The organism is Alistipes sp. (assembly GCF_020026455.1).
Taxonomy (GTDB): Bacteria; Bacteroidota; Bacteroidia; order Bacteroidales; family Rikenellaceae; genus Alistipes.
Window position 1 is genome coordinate 90735 of record NZ_JAHHQJ010000007.1, and the last position, 16495, is coordinate 107229.

16 protein-coding genes are annotated in these 16495 nt (G+C 60.1%); 11 read left to right on the top strand and 5 right to left on the bottom strand.

The annotated features are described in order from the left end of the window. The 3 genes from QZ460_RS05745 to QZ460_RS05755 all read right to left on the bottom strand — a co-directional run bounded on the left by QZ460_RS05745 (position 1) and on the right by QZ460_RS05755 (position 3268). Positions 1 to 705 (bottom strand): FKBP-type peptidyl-prolyl cis-trans isomerase, encoded by a 705-nt coding sequence (locus QZ460_RS05745; protein WP_290540621.1) that lies wholly within the window; start codon positions 703 to 705, stop codon positions 1 to 3. Between the two features lie 120 nt (positions 706 to 825). Then, positions 826 to 2214: a Na+/H+ antiporter NhaA gene (gene nhaA, locus QZ460_RS05750; protein ID WP_290540622.1), complete on the bottom strand. Its 1389-nt coding sequence runs from the start codon at positions 2212 to 2214 to the stop codon at positions 826 to 828. Positions 2215 to 2227: 13 nt separating this feature from the next. Further along, positions 2228 to 3268: an agmatinase family protein gene (locus QZ460_RS05755; RefSeq protein ID WP_290540623.1), complete on the bottom strand. Its 1041-nt coding sequence runs from the start codon at positions 3266 to 3268 to the stop codon at positions 2228 to 2230. A gap of 90 nt (positions 3269 to 3358) precedes the next feature. Here QZ460_RS05755 and QZ460_RS05760 point away from each other — a divergent pair, with 90 nt between their 5' ends. From QZ460_RS05760 to QZ460_RS05785, 6 genes are all read left to right on the top strand, one after another. Beyond that, positions 3359 to 4354 carry a 4-phosphoerythronate dehydrogenase gene (locus QZ460_RS05760; protein WP_290540624.1) on the top strand — a complete coding sequence of 332 codons (996 nt, stop codon included), beginning with the start codon at positions 3359 to 3361 and terminating at the stop codon, positions 4352 to 4354. Positions 4355 to 4468: 114 nt separating this feature from the next. Beyond that, on the top strand, positions 4469 to 5779 hold the full coding sequence (locus tag QZ460_RS05765) for a quinone-dependent dihydroorotate dehydrogenase (RefSeq protein ID WP_290540625.1): 1311 nt from the start codon (positions 4469 to 4471) through the stop codon (positions 5777 to 5779). 7 nt (positions 5780 to 5786) lie between these two features. Next, positions 5787 to 7085 (top strand): competence/damage-inducible protein A, encoded by a 1299-nt coding sequence (locus QZ460_RS05770; protein WP_290540626.1) that lies wholly within the window; start codon positions 5787 to 5789, stop codon positions 7083 to 7085. Positions 7086 to 7220: 135 nt separating this feature from the next. Next, positions 7221 to 7454, top strand: coding sequence for a 50S ribosomal protein L28 (gene rpmB / locus QZ460_RS05775; protein WP_290540627.1), 234 nt, complete (start codon positions 7221 to 7223; stop codon positions 7452 to 7454). 16 nt (positions 7455 to 7470) lie between these two features. Beyond that, positions 7471 to 7653: a 50S ribosomal protein L33 gene (rpmG, locus tag QZ460_RS05780; protein ID WP_015547264.1), complete on the top strand. Its 183-nt coding sequence runs from the start codon at positions 7471 to 7473 to the stop codon at positions 7651 to 7653. A 12-nt stretch (positions 7654 to 7665) separates the two neighbouring features. Beyond that, complete coding sequence (locus tag QZ460_RS05785) at positions 7666 to 7824, top strand: DUF4295 domain-containing protein (RefSeq protein ID WP_290540628.1); 159 nt, start codon at positions 7666 to 7668, stop codon at positions 7822 to 7824. A gap of 79 nt (positions 7825 to 7903) precedes the next feature. On the opposite strand, the gene QZ460_RS05790 is transcribed toward QZ460_RS05785, so the two are convergent. Both QZ460_RS05790 and QZ460_RS05795 read right to left on the bottom strand, forming a co-directional pair. After that, the gene (locus QZ460_RS05790; RefSeq protein ID WP_290540629.1) at positions 7904 to 9913 is read right to left on the bottom strand and encodes a glycosyltransferase; all 2010 of its coding nucleotides are present in this window, start codon (positions 9911 to 9913) and stop codon (positions 7904 to 7906) included. Between the two features lie 11 nt (positions 9914 to 9924). After that, on the bottom strand, positions 9925 to 10854 hold the full coding sequence (locus QZ460_RS05795; protein ID WP_290540630.1) for a hypothetical protein: 930 nt from the start codon (positions 10852 to 10854) through the stop codon (positions 9925 to 9927). 265 nt (positions 10855 to 11119) lie between these two features. Between QZ460_RS05795 and ftsY the strand changes: the two genes are divergently transcribed. The 5 genes from ftsY to rny all read left to right on the top strand — a co-directional run bounded on the left by ftsY (position 11120) and on the right by rny (position 16435). After that, entirely contained in the window at positions 11120 to 12118 is a 999-nt protein-coding gene (ftsY, locus tag QZ460_RS05800) for a signal recognition particle-docking protein FtsY (protein WP_290540631.1), read from the top strand. Then, entirely contained in the window at positions 12105 to 13403 is a 1299-nt protein-coding gene (gene rimO / locus QZ460_RS05805; protein WP_290540632.1) for a 30S ribosomal protein S12 methylthiotransferase RimO, read from the top strand. Before ftsY ends, rimO begins: the two co-directional genes overlap by 14 nt. 210 nt (positions 13404 to 13613) lie before the next feature. Continuing rightward, a complete protein-coding gene (locus QZ460_RS05810) occupies positions 13614 to 13934 on the top strand; it encodes a hypothetical protein (RefSeq protein WP_290540633.1) in 321 nt (106 codons plus the stop codon). Between the two features lie 129 nt (positions 13935 to 14063). Beyond that, positions 14064 to 14363 carry a cell division protein ZapA gene (locus QZ460_RS05815; RefSeq protein WP_015547271.1) on the top strand — a complete coding sequence of 100 codons (300 nt, stop codon included), beginning with the start codon at positions 14064 to 14066 and terminating at the stop codon, positions 14361 to 14363. Between the two features lie 521 nt (positions 14364 to 14884). Further along, complete coding sequence (rny, locus tag QZ460_RS05820; RefSeq protein ID WP_290540634.1) at positions 14885 to 16435, top strand: ribonuclease Y; 1551 nt, start codon at positions 14885 to 14887, stop codon at positions 16433 to 16435. Positions 16436 to 16495: the final 60 nt, after the last annotated feature.

A 16495-nucleotide genomic window follows, 5' to 3' on the forward strand; every position in this document is an offset into this window, starting at 1 on the left:
TCAACGTCGCCGCGAGCGGGTCGCGTATTTGTCGAGGTCGACGAGTTCGATCTCGAAATAGAGCGTCGCATTGGGAGCCACGCCCAACTCCTTGTTGCCCTCGGCACCGTAGGCCACCGACGAAGGCATCCAGGCGTTGATCTTGCCGCCCTTGCCGATGAGCTTCACGCTCTCCTGCACCCCGCGCCGCAGGTCGCGGACCAGCGAACGCACCGTATCGCCCCGCTCGTAGGAGGAGGCGAGTTCGTCGCCCGACGCCGTGCGGATCACCCACCGCAGGGCCACGCTGTCGCGGTCGGATGTGGGCACCTGATCCTGATCCCCGACAGCCTCAACGGTGTAGGTCACACCCGACGATGTGCGGGCATAGGAGCGGTTCGACTTGACGATGTCGAGGAGGAACTGCTCCTCGTAGGCACGCGCCTTCTCCGGAAGGGCGTAGTTCACATAGCTCAGATAGAACGTCTCGGCATCGGCCGTCGAGAGTCTGGTTTTGTCGCGGAACATGTCGCGGATGCCTTCGCAAACGGCGTTCACATTGATCGTCGAATCCATTTTCAGCAGGTTCGCGCCCACGTTCATGCCGATGACGTAGGCCACCGAATCGGTATCGTTGCGAAGTTTCACACCGCCTCCGCCCGAGTTTTTCGAGCAGGCCCCGGCCAGCAGCACGAGGACCGGGAGAATCGAAAAGGTCTTTTTCATCATGATCGAATCGTTTGTGCAAAGATAGTGCAAGGCGCGGGCAGAAGCAAATAAATCTGTCCCGGCGCACAGGTTCCGTCCGGACACCTTTCCGGCAAATGCCGCGCAGGCGGAGGATGCCTACCGCCCCTCCCGGCGGCTTTTGCCCGAAAAGACCAGGATCAGCAGGCACCCCACGACGGCGGCCGTCAGCGAGCCCATCAGGATCGCGATCTTGCCGCGGTCGATCAGAGCGGAGTCGGTGAAGGCCAGCGAATCGACGAACAGCGACATCGTGAACCCGATACCGCCCAGGCAGGCCACGGCCAGCAGCATGCGCCACGTCGCCCCCTCGGGCAGCTCCGCCAGACCGCTCTTCACGGCGCCCCAACTGGCAAGGAAGATGCCCAGCGGCTTGCCGAGGACCAGACCGAAGAAGATACCCATGCCGATCGACCCGATTTCGGGCGAGCAGTGGAAAATATTGAGGTATTCGTGCGACGAGATCTCGACGCCGGCGTTGGCCAGCGCGAAGATCGGCATGATCAGGAACGTGACGTAGGGCGCCAGGGCGTGCTCCAGGCGGTAGCTCATGCCCACCGAGTTGGCCGACAGGTCGTGCATGCGCCGCAGGTAGAAACGCTGCTCCTCGTTGGGGAAATCCTCCTGCGAGGCGGCGCGGAGCATCAGCGTATTGAGCCATCGCATCTTATGGGCGAAATACTCCTTGCTGTAACGCGGATCCATCGGGATCAGCAGCGCCATGGCCACACCCGAGATGGTCGAGTGGACGCCCGAGTAATAGAACAGCCCCCAGACCACGAAGGCCGGGACCAGATAGGCGAACATGCGTTTCTCGCCCATCTGCTTCAGGAAGTGAACCCCCAGCATGATGAGCAGCGCCAGCAGCAGGCAGCCGATCTGCACCTTGCCGCCATAGAAAAGCGCGATGACCAGAATGGCTCCCAAGTCGTCGGCAATGGCCAGCGCCGTGAGGAAGATTTTCAGCGACACGGGAACGCGGTTGCCCAGCATCGACAGGATGCCGATGGCGAAGGCGATATCCGTGGCGGTGGGGATTCCCCAGCCGTTTGCGGCCGCCGTGCCGTGGTTGAACACCATGAAGAAAAGCGCAGGGACCAGCATGCCGCCCGCTGCGGCCAGCACCGGAAGGATGGCCCGCCGCACGGATGAAAGTTGCCCGCAGACGATCTCACGCTTGATTTCAAGCCCCACGGCAAAGAAGAAAATCACCATCAACCCGTCGTTGACGAACTTCTCGACGGTCATGCCCCGCGGGAAAATCCAGTTGATCACTCCGTCCGGAGAGTGGACCATCAGCGAAAGGTCGGTCTGCAGCAGGTGGTGGTAATAGAGTTTGGTCAGGGGAAGATTGGCCAGCAGCATGGCGGCGATCACGCACACCAGCAGCACGACGCCTCCGGCCCAGGGTGCTTCCAGGAAGTTGCGCCCCCGAAGCCCCATCATGTGGCGCTGGCGAACCCAGCGGTACATCGAAAAAAGTCGCATTTGTCGATCGTTTTTAAAGTTCGTTAGACTTGAGGGTCTGCCCGCAGAGCTTCCAGAGCATGCGGGCGCCCGTGATGGCGTCGATCCGCCCGTCGGGAGCGGGGCACACCTCCACCACATCGAAGCCGATGATACGGCGTCCCGAGCGGGTGAGCGTGTCGAGCAGCCAGACAGCCTGGTTGAACGTGAGGCCGCCGGAAACCGGCGTTCCGGTGTGCGGACAGTTTTCGAAGGTCAGGGCGTCGATGTCGAAGCTCACGTAGACCTTCTGCGGCAGTGCGTCGACGATGCGCCGGCACTGTGCATCCCACGTCTCGCCGCGGAACAGGGCGCCCGCGAGCGAAAGGTCGTCGAACGTGGCGATGCGCCCGGACGAGGCGGCCAGCGCCGCCTCCGACTCGCTGAAGTCGCGCACGGCGACCTGGGCGATCGTCGTCACCTGCGGCACGTCGCGCAGGACATTGAACATGATCGAGGCGTGGGAGAACTCGAAGCCCTCGTAGGCATCGCGCAGGTCGCAGTGCGCATCGACGTGCAGGATGCCGAACGCCTCATGGCGCGCACCCAGCGCCCGGATCAGCCCGTAGGGCGTCGAATGGTCGCCGCCGACCAGCCCCACGATCTTGCCCGCCTCGAGCCAGCGCGAGGCCTGCGCCCCGATGTTGGCATTCATCGCCATGCAACCCTCGTTGACACGGCGGACCTTGCGCACGACATAGTCGTCCTCCGGGCTGCCGCCTCCTTCAAGGTGGTCGATCACCCGTGCGGCATCGGCCCGCAGGCGCTGCGAAGCCTCCAGCAGCGAATAGTCCACATCGGCCGTGGCGATGCCGCGGCGCCAGGCGCCGGGTGCCAGCGGATCGTGGAAATCCAGCTGCGTCGAGGCTTCGATAATGGCGTCGGGGGCATAAGCCGCTCCGGCCCCGTAGGAGACCGTCACGTCCCACGGCGCCGAAATCAGCACCAGTTCCGCCGTCTCGGGAACGAACGGGAGCCCGAAATAGGATCCGTTGTCCACGCCGACTCCATCCGGATCGAAGTTTTTCTGTTCCATAAATACGCTTTTTAATTGCAAAGGTACGCATTTTTTATTTTTTATCTATATTTGTTTGCTCAAAGACGAAAAACGACAAATTCCCATATCATGAAAATCATTGCCGACAGCGCCATTCCCTTTCTGAGAGGCGTTCTGGAGCCGTTCGCCGAGGTGGAATACCTCCCCGGAACTACCATTTCGGCCGCCGACGTCCGCCACGCCGACGCGCTGGTGATCCGCACCCGCACGCGGTGCGACGAAAAACTCCTGGCCGGATCCCGCGTGGGGATCATCGCCACGGCAACCATCGGTTTCGACCACATCGACACGGCGTGGTGCGCGGCCCACGGCATCGAAGTCACGACGGCCGCCGGCTGCAATGCCCGGGGAGTCCTCCAATGGGTCGGCGCGGCTCTGGTCCACCTGTCCCGCACGCAGGGATGGCAGCCCGCCGAACGCACGCTGGGGATCGTGGGCGTGGGACACGTCGGATCGCTCGTGAAAGCATATGCCGAAGGGTGGGGATTCCGCGTCGTCTGCTGCGACCCGCCGCGCGAGGAGCGCGAGCGGTGCGGATTCCGAACGCTGGAGGAGGTGGCCCGCGAGGCCGACATCCTCACCCTGCACACGCCGCTCGACGCTTCGACCCGCCACATGGCCGACAGCCGGCTGTTCGGACTGATGAAACCCGGCGCCGTGCTTCTGAACTCCTCGCGCGGGGAGGTTGTCGACGGCGGGGACCTGCTCCGGAGCGGTCTGGAATGGGCGCTCGACGTCTGGGAGCACGAACCCCACCTCGACCCGGCACTGCTGGAAAACGCGCTGCTCGCCACACCCCACATTGCGGGCTACTCCGAGCAGGGCAAGGCCAACGCCACGGCAATGGCCGTCGCCTCGCTGGTCCGCCGGTTCGGACTGCCGCTCGAAGGATGGTATCCGCCCCAGGCCGCCCCGACACTCCGACGGCCGATCCTCTGGCAGGAACTTTGCCGGACCATCGACGGGGTGTACGACATCGCCGCCGAAAGCCGCAGGCTCAAGGAGCGCCCCGGAGACTTCGAATCCATGCGCGACCACTACGCCTACCGCCGCGAGTATTTTTAGCACCAACGGCACGGATCAGGCTCTCTCCGCCCTCCGAAAAAGGCGAAACAGGCTTTTTATTAGCGAATTCGCCCTTTTTTGATTACCTTTGTCCGCGATTATCAGTTAAGAACCATGTACCGGAGAGTCATAAAGCCCGTACTTTTCTCGCTTACCATCGAGCAGGCCCACCACGCGGTGCTGCTGTTGCTGCGCATCATCGGGCTGATACCCGGAGGCCGCTGGCTGTTGCGCAAATGTTACGCCGTAGAGCATCCGGCCCTCGAACGCGAGGTGTTCGGCATCCGTTTCGCAAACCCCATCGGACTGGCCGCCGGATTCGACCACAACGGCGAGGCCTTCCGCGAACTGGCCGCACTGGGATTCGGATTCATCGAGGTGGGAACCGTGACACCCCGTCCGCAGGCGGGCAACCCGCGGCCGAGGGTCTTCCGCTTCCCCAAGGACAACGCCATCATCAACCGCATCGGACTGGCAAACCGCGGGCTGGAGGCGACCATCCGCCACCTGCGGCGCCCGCACGACGGCGTGATCGTGGGCTGCAACATCGGCAAAAACACCGCGACACCCGCCGAAAACGCGCCGGCCGACTACCTCAAACTCTTCCGCAACCTCTACCAGTATGCGGACTATTTCACCGTCAACATCAGCTGCGACAACGCCTGCCGTGAAGGCACGGCCTACACGCGCGAACATATCTTACAGATACTCAACCCGCTGTTCGACTTCCGCCGCGGGCAGAACCAGTTCCGCCCGATCATGCTCAAAATATCGCCCGACATGCCGGACGAGGTGATCGACCAGATCACCGACATCCTGCTCGAAACGCCCCTCGACGGAATCGTGGCCACCAACGGAACCCACAGCCGCAAGGGACTCCACACAAGCCGCACGACGCTCGAAAAAATCGGCAGCGGACGCCTCAGCGGCGCCCCGCTCACACGCCGCGCCGTGGAGATCGTGCGCCGCGTCCACACCCGTTCGGGCGGGACCTACCCCATCATCGGGGTCGGCGGACTGATGTCGCCGGCCGACGTGCGCGCAATGCTCGACGCCGGAGCCGACCTCGTGCAACTCTACACCGGATATGTCTACAACGGCCCCGGAATGGTCAAGGAGGTATGCCGCGAACTGATCGCCGCGGCCGAGGAACAGGCTGCCGCACGCGCCGCCCAAGAGGTTGCCCAAGCATCCGCCCAAAACGCGGTAACCGGAGAACCCGGAGAAAATCCCGCAGCATCCGCCCCGAAGGCTGCCGGAAACACCGGCGACGCTGAAAACATCGGGGAGACAGGGAGTGCCGAAAACACAGAAAACCCCGAAACCAACGAAAGCGCCGCAGCCGCAGCCAAGGCATCCGGCGGCGCATCGGAAGAGGAACGACATTCCGAACCCGGACAAAGGCCCGAGTCCGGACAAAAATAGGCCATACATGAAGGCAACCATCATCACCATCGGCGACGAAATACTCATCGGGCAGATCGTCGACACCAACTCGGTCTCCATCGCCAAGCATCTCAATGCGGCGGGCATCGTGGTCCGCGAGAAAATCTCGATCGGCGACGACCGCACGCAAATCATCGAAACCGCCGAACGGGCCCTCGCCGACTCGGAGGTGACCGTCATCACCGGAGGACTCGGCCCCACGAAGGACGACATCACCAAGAAAACCCTCGCGGAGCTCTTCCACAGCGACATGCGCTGCGACGAACGGGTGGCCGCGCACGTCGAGAAGATGCTCACCGAACGCGGCATCGAGTTCAACGAGCTCAACCGTTCGCAGGCGATGGTCCCCGCATGCTGCACGGTGCTGTTCAATGCCCACGGCACGGCCCCGGGCATGTGGTTCGAGCGCGGCAGCCACGTGATCGTCTCGCTGCCGGGCGTGCCCTTTGAGATGGAGCACCTGATGGAGGACGAGGTCATGCCCCGCCTGAAAGCCCACTTCGCACTGCGACAGATCGTCCACCGAACGATGATCACCGCAGGACTGCCCGAGTCGATGCTCGCCAAACGCATCGAAGCGTGGGAAAACGCCCTGCCCCCATATCTGAAACTGGCCTATCTGCCCAATCCGGGCTCCGTGCGCCTGCGCCTGTCGGCCTACGAGGTGGAGGGCGAAAGCGTCGCCCGCGAAATCGAAAGCCGGTTCGAGGCCCTGCGCAGGATCATTCCCCACAACATCATCGGATTCGAAACCGCGACCATGCAGGAGCTGGTACACAAAATCCTCACCGAACGCTCGCTGACACTCGCCACGGCCGAAAGCTGCACGGGAGGATCGATCGCCGCACGCTTCACGGCCATGCCCGGCGCTTCGGCCTATTTCCGCTGCGGCGTGGTGTCGTACAGCAACGAGTCCAAGGTCGATCTGCTGGGTGTCGACCCCGCGAACATCGCCCGCTACGGCGCCGTGAGCGAGCAGGTGGCCCGCCAGATGGCCGAAGGGGCCCGGCGTGCGGCAGGCGCCGACTATGCCGTGGCAACCACCGGAATCGCAGGACCTTCGGGCGGTTCGGCGGAAAAACCCGTCGGCACGGTCTGGATCGCCGTGGCGACACCCCGGAAGACGGTCGCAATCCTCAAACAATGCGGCACCGACCGGGGACAGATCATCGACCGCGCCAGTGCCTTTGCCATCGGCCTGCTGCGCGACTGTCTGAACGGGCATCAAACGCCTCCCGCCGAAACCGGGCACCCCGGCATGAGCCCGGAGCGCACTCCCCGCTGACACCTCCGCGGAAGAGCGAAAAGGAGGGACGAATAACTTCTCCGGCCAAAAAAAAGAGGCCCGCTTTTGCTATTTGCCGAAAAGATTGTATATTTGCACTCCCTTAATCGGGTTTTAACCAAAAATAATCAAACAATGAAAGTTTGCGAAATCACAGGCAAGGTGGCGATCGTGGGCAATAACGTCTCGCACTCGCACCACAAGACCAAGCGCAAATTCAGCCCCAATCTGAAAACCAAGCGCTTCTGGTCCGAGCAGGAGGGTCGCTGGATTACCCTGAAGGTATCCGCCGCCGGCATGAAAACAATCAACAAGAAAGGGCTTGCAGCCGCTCTGCGCGATGCTGCCGCACCCAAAAGCGTGTACTAAAAACAACGAGTAACAAATGGCAAAGAAAGGCAACAGAGTTCAGGTCATCCTCGAGTGCACCGAACAGAAAGAGAGCGGCGTTGCGGGAATGTCCCGTTACATCACCACCAAGAACAAGAAAAACACCCCCGATCGTCTGGAGCGTAAGAAGTACAATCCTTTCCTCAAGCGGGTTACCGTTCACCGTGAAATCAAATAGCAAAGAAGCTCTATGGCAAAGAAAGTAGTCGCAACACTGAAAACCGGCACGGGTAAGCAGTTCACCAAGTGCATCAAGATGGTCAAATCGGACAAGACCGGTTCCTACATGTTCAAGGAAGGAATCATCGCCAACGACCAGGTAAAGGCTTTCTTCGAGGAGAAGAAATAAGTATTTTAAGAGCAGAACTCTTAAATACAAAGGGCATCTTTCGGGATGCCCTTTGTGTTTTTTATGACCGGAATAATTGCTACCGCCGCACGGTCTCCCGGATCAGACGGCGGGTATTACGAATGAACTCCCCAACACCGTGCACGGTCTTCACGTATTCGCACGCCGCGACGGAAAGCTCTTTGCGCCGCGCCTCGTCCCCCATCAGCGTACGGACCGCATCGACAAACAGGTCAACCTTGTCAAATCCGTCACCGAGTACCGGCCCTATATAGATTCCAAAACGCGAGGTCATCCCGTCCGGGTCTTGGCAACTCACCAGCAACGTGCCGCAGGCCAGCGCCTCAAGGAACGTCACGGGCAGCGCCTCGTGGATAGACGTATTGATCAGAATTTTCGCCTCACGAATGCGGCGAAATTTCGCCTCGCCCTCAAGGTGGCCCACAAAATGGAGGTTGGGAATACCGGTGCGATAGGGAGCCATGATCGCCTCGTTACGCTCCTTCTCGAGTTGAGCCTGACCCACCAAATAAAACTCGTATTCGGGCATACGCCGGGCAATCTCGCAGAACAGCCACGCCCGTTTGACCGAAGCGATGCGTCCGACGAAAACCACTTCATCACGCTTGACACACGTTTCGGGATCAAAGCCCGTCTCCACGTCGATCGGGTTGGGTAAATACGCAACGGGGGTCTTCTCGGCGAGACGGTAGAGAATACGGGCCTTGTCGGCAAGGTAGCGCCCTTGGGAGACGAACGACACCCGCCCCTGAGCGTAAAGCCGATGCACGGATTCATAAATACTGGTCTTCCAGTAGCATGTCTCGGGATACATCCCCACAGTCTGAATCTCCAGCCAATCGGTCCAAGGCCTCGGGTCCTGAACCCAGAACAGCAGCGGCGTATGGCTTTTACCCTCGTAACTGAGCATATCCCAGGTCATCTCGGGAGAGAAGTAGAGATCATAGCGCTTGCGCTTCAGCCAGCGGGCGATGAAATGACGCCCCGGCAAGCGGTAAAGAAACACATCGTCCACGCGGATGCGGGAGGCTGCCGACAGTCCGTGATGCCGCCCAATCAAAACGTCGATCCGGATGTCATCGCAGGGAATATATTTGGCGATGTAATTACGCGCGAGGAATCCAATGCCACCGAAAGCCGTACCGCCACCGCCGAAGAACTCGTCGACGATCAAGGCAACCCGCAACGGTTTGGGGCCCGACGGTTTTTTCCGCAGGAAAGCCGGAAGTACCTTCTGCATCGCCTGACACAGTTGCAGTCCGAAACAAACCGACCGATACGGCGTCCGGGTCAGATAATGATAATAAAGACCTTTCAACGCATTGGGGCAGAGAGTCGACGACCATGGTTTGCGGGCCCCGGTATAGTGGACAATGACGGCTTCGGAGCTCCGTTCAGGATAATCGCGGACATGCTCCGTGGTGAAATTGAACCGATCGGGCAGTTCGAGGATCCGTCCTCGACAGACAATATTGATCACATCCTGATCCTGGAACCGAATACGGTCCTCCATTTGTCGCGTTGTGTCGCACAGCCTGTCGAAAAGTTTCTCCCGACGCATTGCCGCCAAATTGAGCAACAGCACGCCGGCATTGATGTATAATTCGTCCTGTTCAAACCCGATCTCCGGTTTGTAATGGATTCGCTCGATCCACCGATCACACACACCTGCACACAAGAAGTCGCCAAGTTCCATATTCCACAACTCCTCAAGACTCCCTTGTACAACCAGATCGGTATCCAGATAGAGGGCTTTGTCCACCTGCGGAAAGAGTTCAGCAATGGCGTATCTATAATAAGTATGCCGCGAAATATGGGGAATGTTAAGTTTCAGCCCCCGAAAAGCGGCGTCGTCGATAACCCGGAAGTCCAACCGACAATCCGCATGCCGCCCGGCCACCGAGGCAAGCCGGCCCCGACTCTTCTCCGAAAGGCCATCGGTCAATATATAACAGTCAATTGCCTGGTCCGGATTGTTCTCCAGCATGGAAACCAGCATCACGCAGCCATGCTGCGCATAGCTCTCGTCGAAAGCGACGAAAAGATTTATTCGCTCCTGGGAATGCATGACAAAGAAAATCAGAACTTGTGCACGGCGCGCACGAGGAACTTGTTGTATTTCGGAATCTCGATCACATAGGGCGGCTCGATGGCCATATGGCTCGTGTAGGCGTTCTTCTCGTCCATCTCGGTCGAGGAGAAATAGTAGACCAGACGGTCCATGCGCTCGCCGCCGGCACCCTTGAGCGCATCGTTGAACTTGTTGCGCGCCTGGCGGTTGTTCTGCACGCGCGAGCCGCCGTTGTAGTTGTGGCCGATGGACAGCAGTTCGTCAATGGCCGGAAGATACCAGCCTTCACCCTTGTCGCGGCACCATTTGAATGCCGGGAAATCGTCCCACGAAAGATTGTTCGCTGCGATGTACTGAGCCACCAGCTCCATGTTCGCCATCCCGTCGGTGCGGTTGTCGGCACCCGCAAGGCGCAGGTCCGGTTTGCGGAACTCGCTCCAGTGGAGGTAGATTTCATCGAGCGAGACGACCAGTCCGTGCTGACGATCGTCCGAAAGATGGCAGATCACACCCCGGACGCCGTCCCGGTCGTAGAGTTCGCCGATTTCGTATTGTTTGAGCACATACTGCCCGCCCGGAACAGCCGGCACGGCCGAAGCGGCCGGAGTGGCCGGGGTCTCGGAAGCGGCCGGGGTTGCCGGAGTGGCCGGAGTCTCGGAAGCGGCCGGGGTTGCCGGAGTCAGCGGTATCGCGGGGACGGTTTTGGTGTAATACTCCTTTTCGCCGTTGGCATACTGAATGTAGAGGATCTGCGCAACGGGGAGCACGTAGGTCGGACCGTCGGGGTTCGAAAAACGCTTGTAGCGCACCGCTTCGGGTGTGATTTCGAGCACTTTGGCTTCGATCTTCGCGGCATCGGTCTTGACGATCAGATCCTGAGCGGAGGCCGTCAGCGCGCAGCACAGCGCTGCGAGCAACAACAGAATGGTTCGTTTCATCATTATCAATACAGGTATATACGACAAATATAACGCTTTTTTTCAAATTTTCGTGTCATCTGCGGCTTCGTGACGGCACTTTTAGCGATCGGAACCTCTTTTTCGGTCCGGAAGCGGGACGGGGCCGGCTCCATTCCGCCGGTTCGCCGCCCCGGCGCCGCAGCGGCTCGTTCGGAGGGCGGAACATTTTGACGAAGTGCCCGCTCCGATTTTGGTAGCGTCCTGCATTTTTCGTATCTTTGCAAAGGATTAAAATCCATAAGACATGGCATTTTTCGATATTTTCAAAAGGAAACAGGATACACCGCCCTCCGGGGAGCAGGTGCAAAAACAGCAGGAGGAACTCTCCGCCGGGCTCGAAAAGACCAAAACGGGTCTGTTCTCCAAACTGGCGCGGGCCGTGGCGGGGCGGTCGACGATCGACACCGAGGTGCTCGACGACCTCGAGGAGGTGCTCATCTCGTCGGACGTGGGCGTGGAGACGACCGTGAAGATCATTCGCCGCATCGAGGAGCGCGTGGCCCGGGACAAGTATATGAATGCCTCGGAGCTGCAGTCGATCCTGCGCGAGGAGATCGCGACACTGATGGAGGAGGCACACGGATCGTCGGCACATTTCGGGCTGGACGCCGCCGAGGGAGAGCCCTATGTGGTGATGGTCGTGGGCGTCAACGGCGCCGGCAAGACCACGACCATCGGCAAGCTGGCGGCACAGCTCGGCAAGGCCGGCCGGAAGGTCTGGATCGGCGCGGCGGACACGTTCCGCGCGGCGGCCATCGACCAGCTGCAGGTGTGGGCCGACCGTGCCGGGGCGACGATGATCCGCCAGCAAATGGGCTCCGACCCCGCATCGGTGGCCTTCGACACGCTCACCTCGGCCAAGGCCAACGCCGCCGACGTGGTGCTGATCGACACGGCCGGACGTCTGCACAACAAGATCAACCTGATGAACGAGCTGACGAAAATCCGCAACGTCATGGGCAAAGTGATCCCCGGAGCGCCGCACGAGGTGATGCTCGTGCTCGACGGATCGACGGGTCAGAACGCCTTCGAGCAGGCGAAGCAGTTCACGCAGGCCACGCAGGTCACCTCGCTCACCATCACCAAGCTCGACGGCACGGCCAAGGGCGGCGTGGTGATCGGCATCAGCGACCAGTTCCACATTCCGGTGCGCTACATCGGCATCGGCGAAGGCATCGACCAGCTGCGCATCTTCAACCGAAAGGAGTTCGTCAACGCGTTGTTCGGCAATGAAAAAAATTAACGTCATAACACTCGGCTGTTCGAAAAACACGGTCGACAGCGAACATCTGATGGCCCGGCTCGCCGCCGCAGGCTACGAGATCCTCTTCGACAGCGACCGCACGGACGCCAAGGTCGTGGTGATCAACACCTGCGGATTCATCGGCGACGCCAAGCAGGAGTCGATCGACATGATCCTCCGCGCCGCGGCGGCCAAGCAGGCCGGGAAAATCGAGCGGCTATTCGTCGTAGGATGCCTCTCGGAACGCTATGCCGACGAGCTGCGGGCCGAGATTCCCGAGGTGGACGACTATTTCGGCGCACGTTCGTGGGACGGCATCGTCCGCGCATTGGGGGCCTCGGAGGACCCGGCGCTGGCCACCGAACGCCACCTGACGACCCCGAAGCACTATGCCTATCTAAAGATTTCGGAAGGCTGCAACTGGAAATGCGGCTATTGTGCCATCCCGCTCATCCGCGGCAGCCACGTCTCCGTCCCGATGGAGGAGCTGGAGGAGGAGGCCCGCAAACTGGCCGGGCAGGGTGTCCGGGAGTTGATGGTCATTGCGCAGGACACGACCTACTACGGCATCGACCTCTACGGCCGGCGGATGCTCGCCGAGCTGTTGCGCCGCCTGTGCCGCATCGACGGCATCGAATGGATCCGGCTCCACTACGCCTACCCCGCCGGATTCCCCGACGATGTGATCGAAACGATGGCTTCGGAGCCGAAAATCTGCAAATACCTCGACATTCCCTTCCAGCACATTTCCGACGCACAGCTCGCATCGATGCACCGCCGCCACACCAAAGCCGAAGCTCTGGAGCTGATCGGCCGTCTGCGCCGGACGATCCCCGATCTGGCGCTGCGCACGACGCTGCTGGTGGGTTATCCGGGCGAGACGGAGGCCGATTTCGAAGAACTGCTGGACTTCGTGCGCGAGGTGGGATTCGATCGGCTGGGAGTCTTTCCCTACTCGGAGGAGGAGGGGACCTGGTCGGCCGGGAATCTCCGCGACGACATCCCCGAGACGATCAAGCAGCAACGCGTGGAGCGCATCATGGCGCTGCAGAACGAAATATCGCTCGAAAACAACCGCCACCGCGTGGGGAGCACCGAACGGGTGATCGTCGACTCGCGTCAGGGCGACTGGTATGTCGGCCGCACGCAGTACGACTCGCCCGAGGTGGATCAGGAGATCCTGATTCCGGCCTCTGAGCGCCGCCTGCTGCGCGGGCATTTCTACAAGGTGGAGATCACCTCGGCCGCCGACTACGATCTCTACGGCAGGGTCGCAGGCAAGTAGAGGCCGGGGGCGGCGACCGGAAACATTGCAGGCAAACGAAACAGCCTCTTGAAATATTATTTGCTTTTTAGCGTTCTTTTACGTACCTTTGATGTCGGAACGACACCCTTGACAGGTCGGAGAGTTTTACCGGTGCGCAGGTTGCTTGGTTTTGGAACCGCACGGACTTTTTCCGCCGCTGAAAGGCAATCCGGAATTTACCCGAAGGCCATGGCCGACAAAAGCGTGATAACGAACATCGAAGCCCGTGTGCGGCAGTTGATCGACGACCACAAAAGGCTGTCGGCCCTCTGTGCGGAGCTGACTGCGCAGCGCGACACGCTCCGCTCCGAGAAACGCTCGCTCGAAGAGCGCGTCCGGGAGTTGGACTCCGACCTGGCACGCATGCAGTTGACCGAAGGGCTTGCGGGCGGAGGTCGGAACCGGGAAAAAGCGCGGGCGCGCGTCAACCGTCTTATGCGGGAGGTGGACAAGTGCATCGCGCTGCTGGGACAGCCACTGGAGGCCCCGACGACGCAGAAGGCCGAATAAACGGTCCGAAGAAAAGGCGCCGGGGAGAGCTGAACCGGGGGGGGGAAAAAACCCGAACTGGAGACCGAGGGCCGAAGACTGGGCCGGAAGGCCGAAGAAGAGGACGAAGAAATAAACGAAACGAAAAAAATGGCAAAGCAGGCAATAACCCTCAAAATAGCAGGCAAAAGCTATCCGTTCAACATCGAGAGCGGGAAGGAGGAGATGTACCGGCTTGCCGAACGGGAGGTGAACAGCTACCTCGCACTGATAAAACAACAGAATATCAAGAACTGGAACGACCAGGACTATCTGTCGATGACCGCGCTGAAATTCGCCATCGCGAATGTCGGAATGCGGCAGAGCCGGGAGGTGGATGACGAAGATCTCCGACAGCTCGAAAAAATCGGCACGGAAATAGATGCGTATCTGAACGACCCGAAAAAGTAACCCGTCCGGAGGCCGCCCAAGGGATGACCGAGGGAGTGCGTGAACGAGAGGGTCCCGGAAAGACCGGCCGAAGGAGAACCGAGGGAAACCAAGGAAGGACCGAGGGAGTCCGTGAACGAGAGGACCCCGAAAAGACCGGCCGCGGGAAACCCAAGAAAATCAAGGGATCCCGAGGGAAAGGAAAACCCGGGAAAGGTCGAGGAAGACGGGAAACCGAAAGAAGCGAGACGCATCGAACGAAAAACGTTCTTTTACATACAAAGAATCTACCCGCATAGATTCCTTATAGCTTTGCGAAACTGAACATTATTTAAATTGGGGCAACTCAAGGCATTTCAAAATCAGGCCTTACTACCCTCACGGGGAGTACGTTACGGCGTACCGTTGGAAGATTGCGATTGTCGGAGCCCCCACACATGACTGATCGGCAGATTCGTCAAACAAGAGTAAGGAATCCTATGCGGTTTTTTTATGACTACAGTCAAAAACCCTAATTAATAACTAAAAACAAACAAAGACCCATGCATAGCAGTATCATTTTGGCTGCCTCGATCTCTGCCGTGGTCGCCGTTGCAATCTACGCGGTCATTACGAACCTCGTGGTCAAGACGTCGATCCGCAAGCGACGCGAAGCCGCCGTCAAGGAAGCTGAAGCCGAGGGAGAGATGATCAAGAAGGAGCGTATCCTTCAGGCAAAGGAAAAGTTCATACAGCTCAAGAGCGAATACGACCGTCAGGTCAACGAGCGCAACCAGAAAATCGCCCAGAGCGAGCAGCGCGCCAAGCAGATCGAGCAGAACCTGCAGAACCAGCAGCGTGAACTGGAAAACAAACTCCGCGAGAACGACCGCCTGAAAGAGCAGATGCGGAACCAGCTGCAGATCCTCGAACACAAGAAGGAGGAAGTCGACCAGATGCAGCGCGAACAGAACACGCGTCTGGAGCAGATCTCGGGCATGAGTTCCGAGGAGGCCAAGAACATCCTGATCGAGAACATGAAGGCCGAGGCCAAGACCGAAGCCGCTGCCTACATCAACGAAACGGTCGAAGAGGCCAAGCTGACCGCCACGAAAGAAGCCAAGCGGATCATCGTAGCGTCGATCCAGCGCGTGGCGACCGAAACGGCCATCGAAAATGCCGTGACGGTGTTCAACATCGAGAGCGACGAGGTCAAAGGCCGCATCATCGGCCGCGAGGGCCGCAACATCCGCGCCCTGGAGGCCGCAACCGGCATCGAGATCATTGTCGACGACACCCCCGAGGCCATCATCCTCTCGGGCTTCGACCCCGTACGCCGCGAAATCGCCCGCCTGGCCCTGCACCAGCTCGTCACCGACGGCCGCATACACCCCGCACGCATCGAGGAGGTTGTGGCCAAGGTCCAGAAGCAGATCGAGGAGGAGATCGTCGAGGTCGGCAAGCGCACGACGATCGACCTGGGAATCCACGGACTCCACCCCGAGTTGATCCGCATGATCGGCAAGATGAAATACCGCTCGTCCTACGGACAGAACCTGCTGCAGCATGCCCGTGAAACGGCGAACCTCGCAGGCATCATGGCCTCGGAGCTGGGGCTCAACCCCAAGATCGCCCGCCGGGCAGGCCTGCTGCACGACATCGGCAAGGTGCCCGATGACGAACCGGAACTGCCGCACGCAATCATCGGCATGAAACTCGCCGAGAAGTTCAAGGAGAAACCCGAGGTCTGCAACGCCATCGGCGCCCACCACGATGAGGTGGAGATGACCTCGCTCATCGCCCCGATCATCCAGGTCTGCGACGCCATCTCGGGAGCACGCCCCGGAGCACGCCGCGAAGTGGTGGAGAGCTACATCAAGCGTCTGAAGGAGATGGAGGACATTGCCCTCTCGTACCCCGGAGTGATGAAAACCTACGCCATTCAGGCCGGCCGCGAACTGCGCGTGATCGTCGGTGCCGACAAGCTCTCGGACCAGGAGTCAGAGAGCCTCTCGCACGACATAGCCAAGAAGATCCAGGACGAAATGACCTACCCGGGTCAGGTGAAGATCACCGTCATCCGCGAGACACGGGCCGTTTCCTACGCGAAATAGCCCTCATGTCCCGAGAGCGCCCAGGCGGCGCCCGACAACCCCAAGTCCCTCCCCTGACAA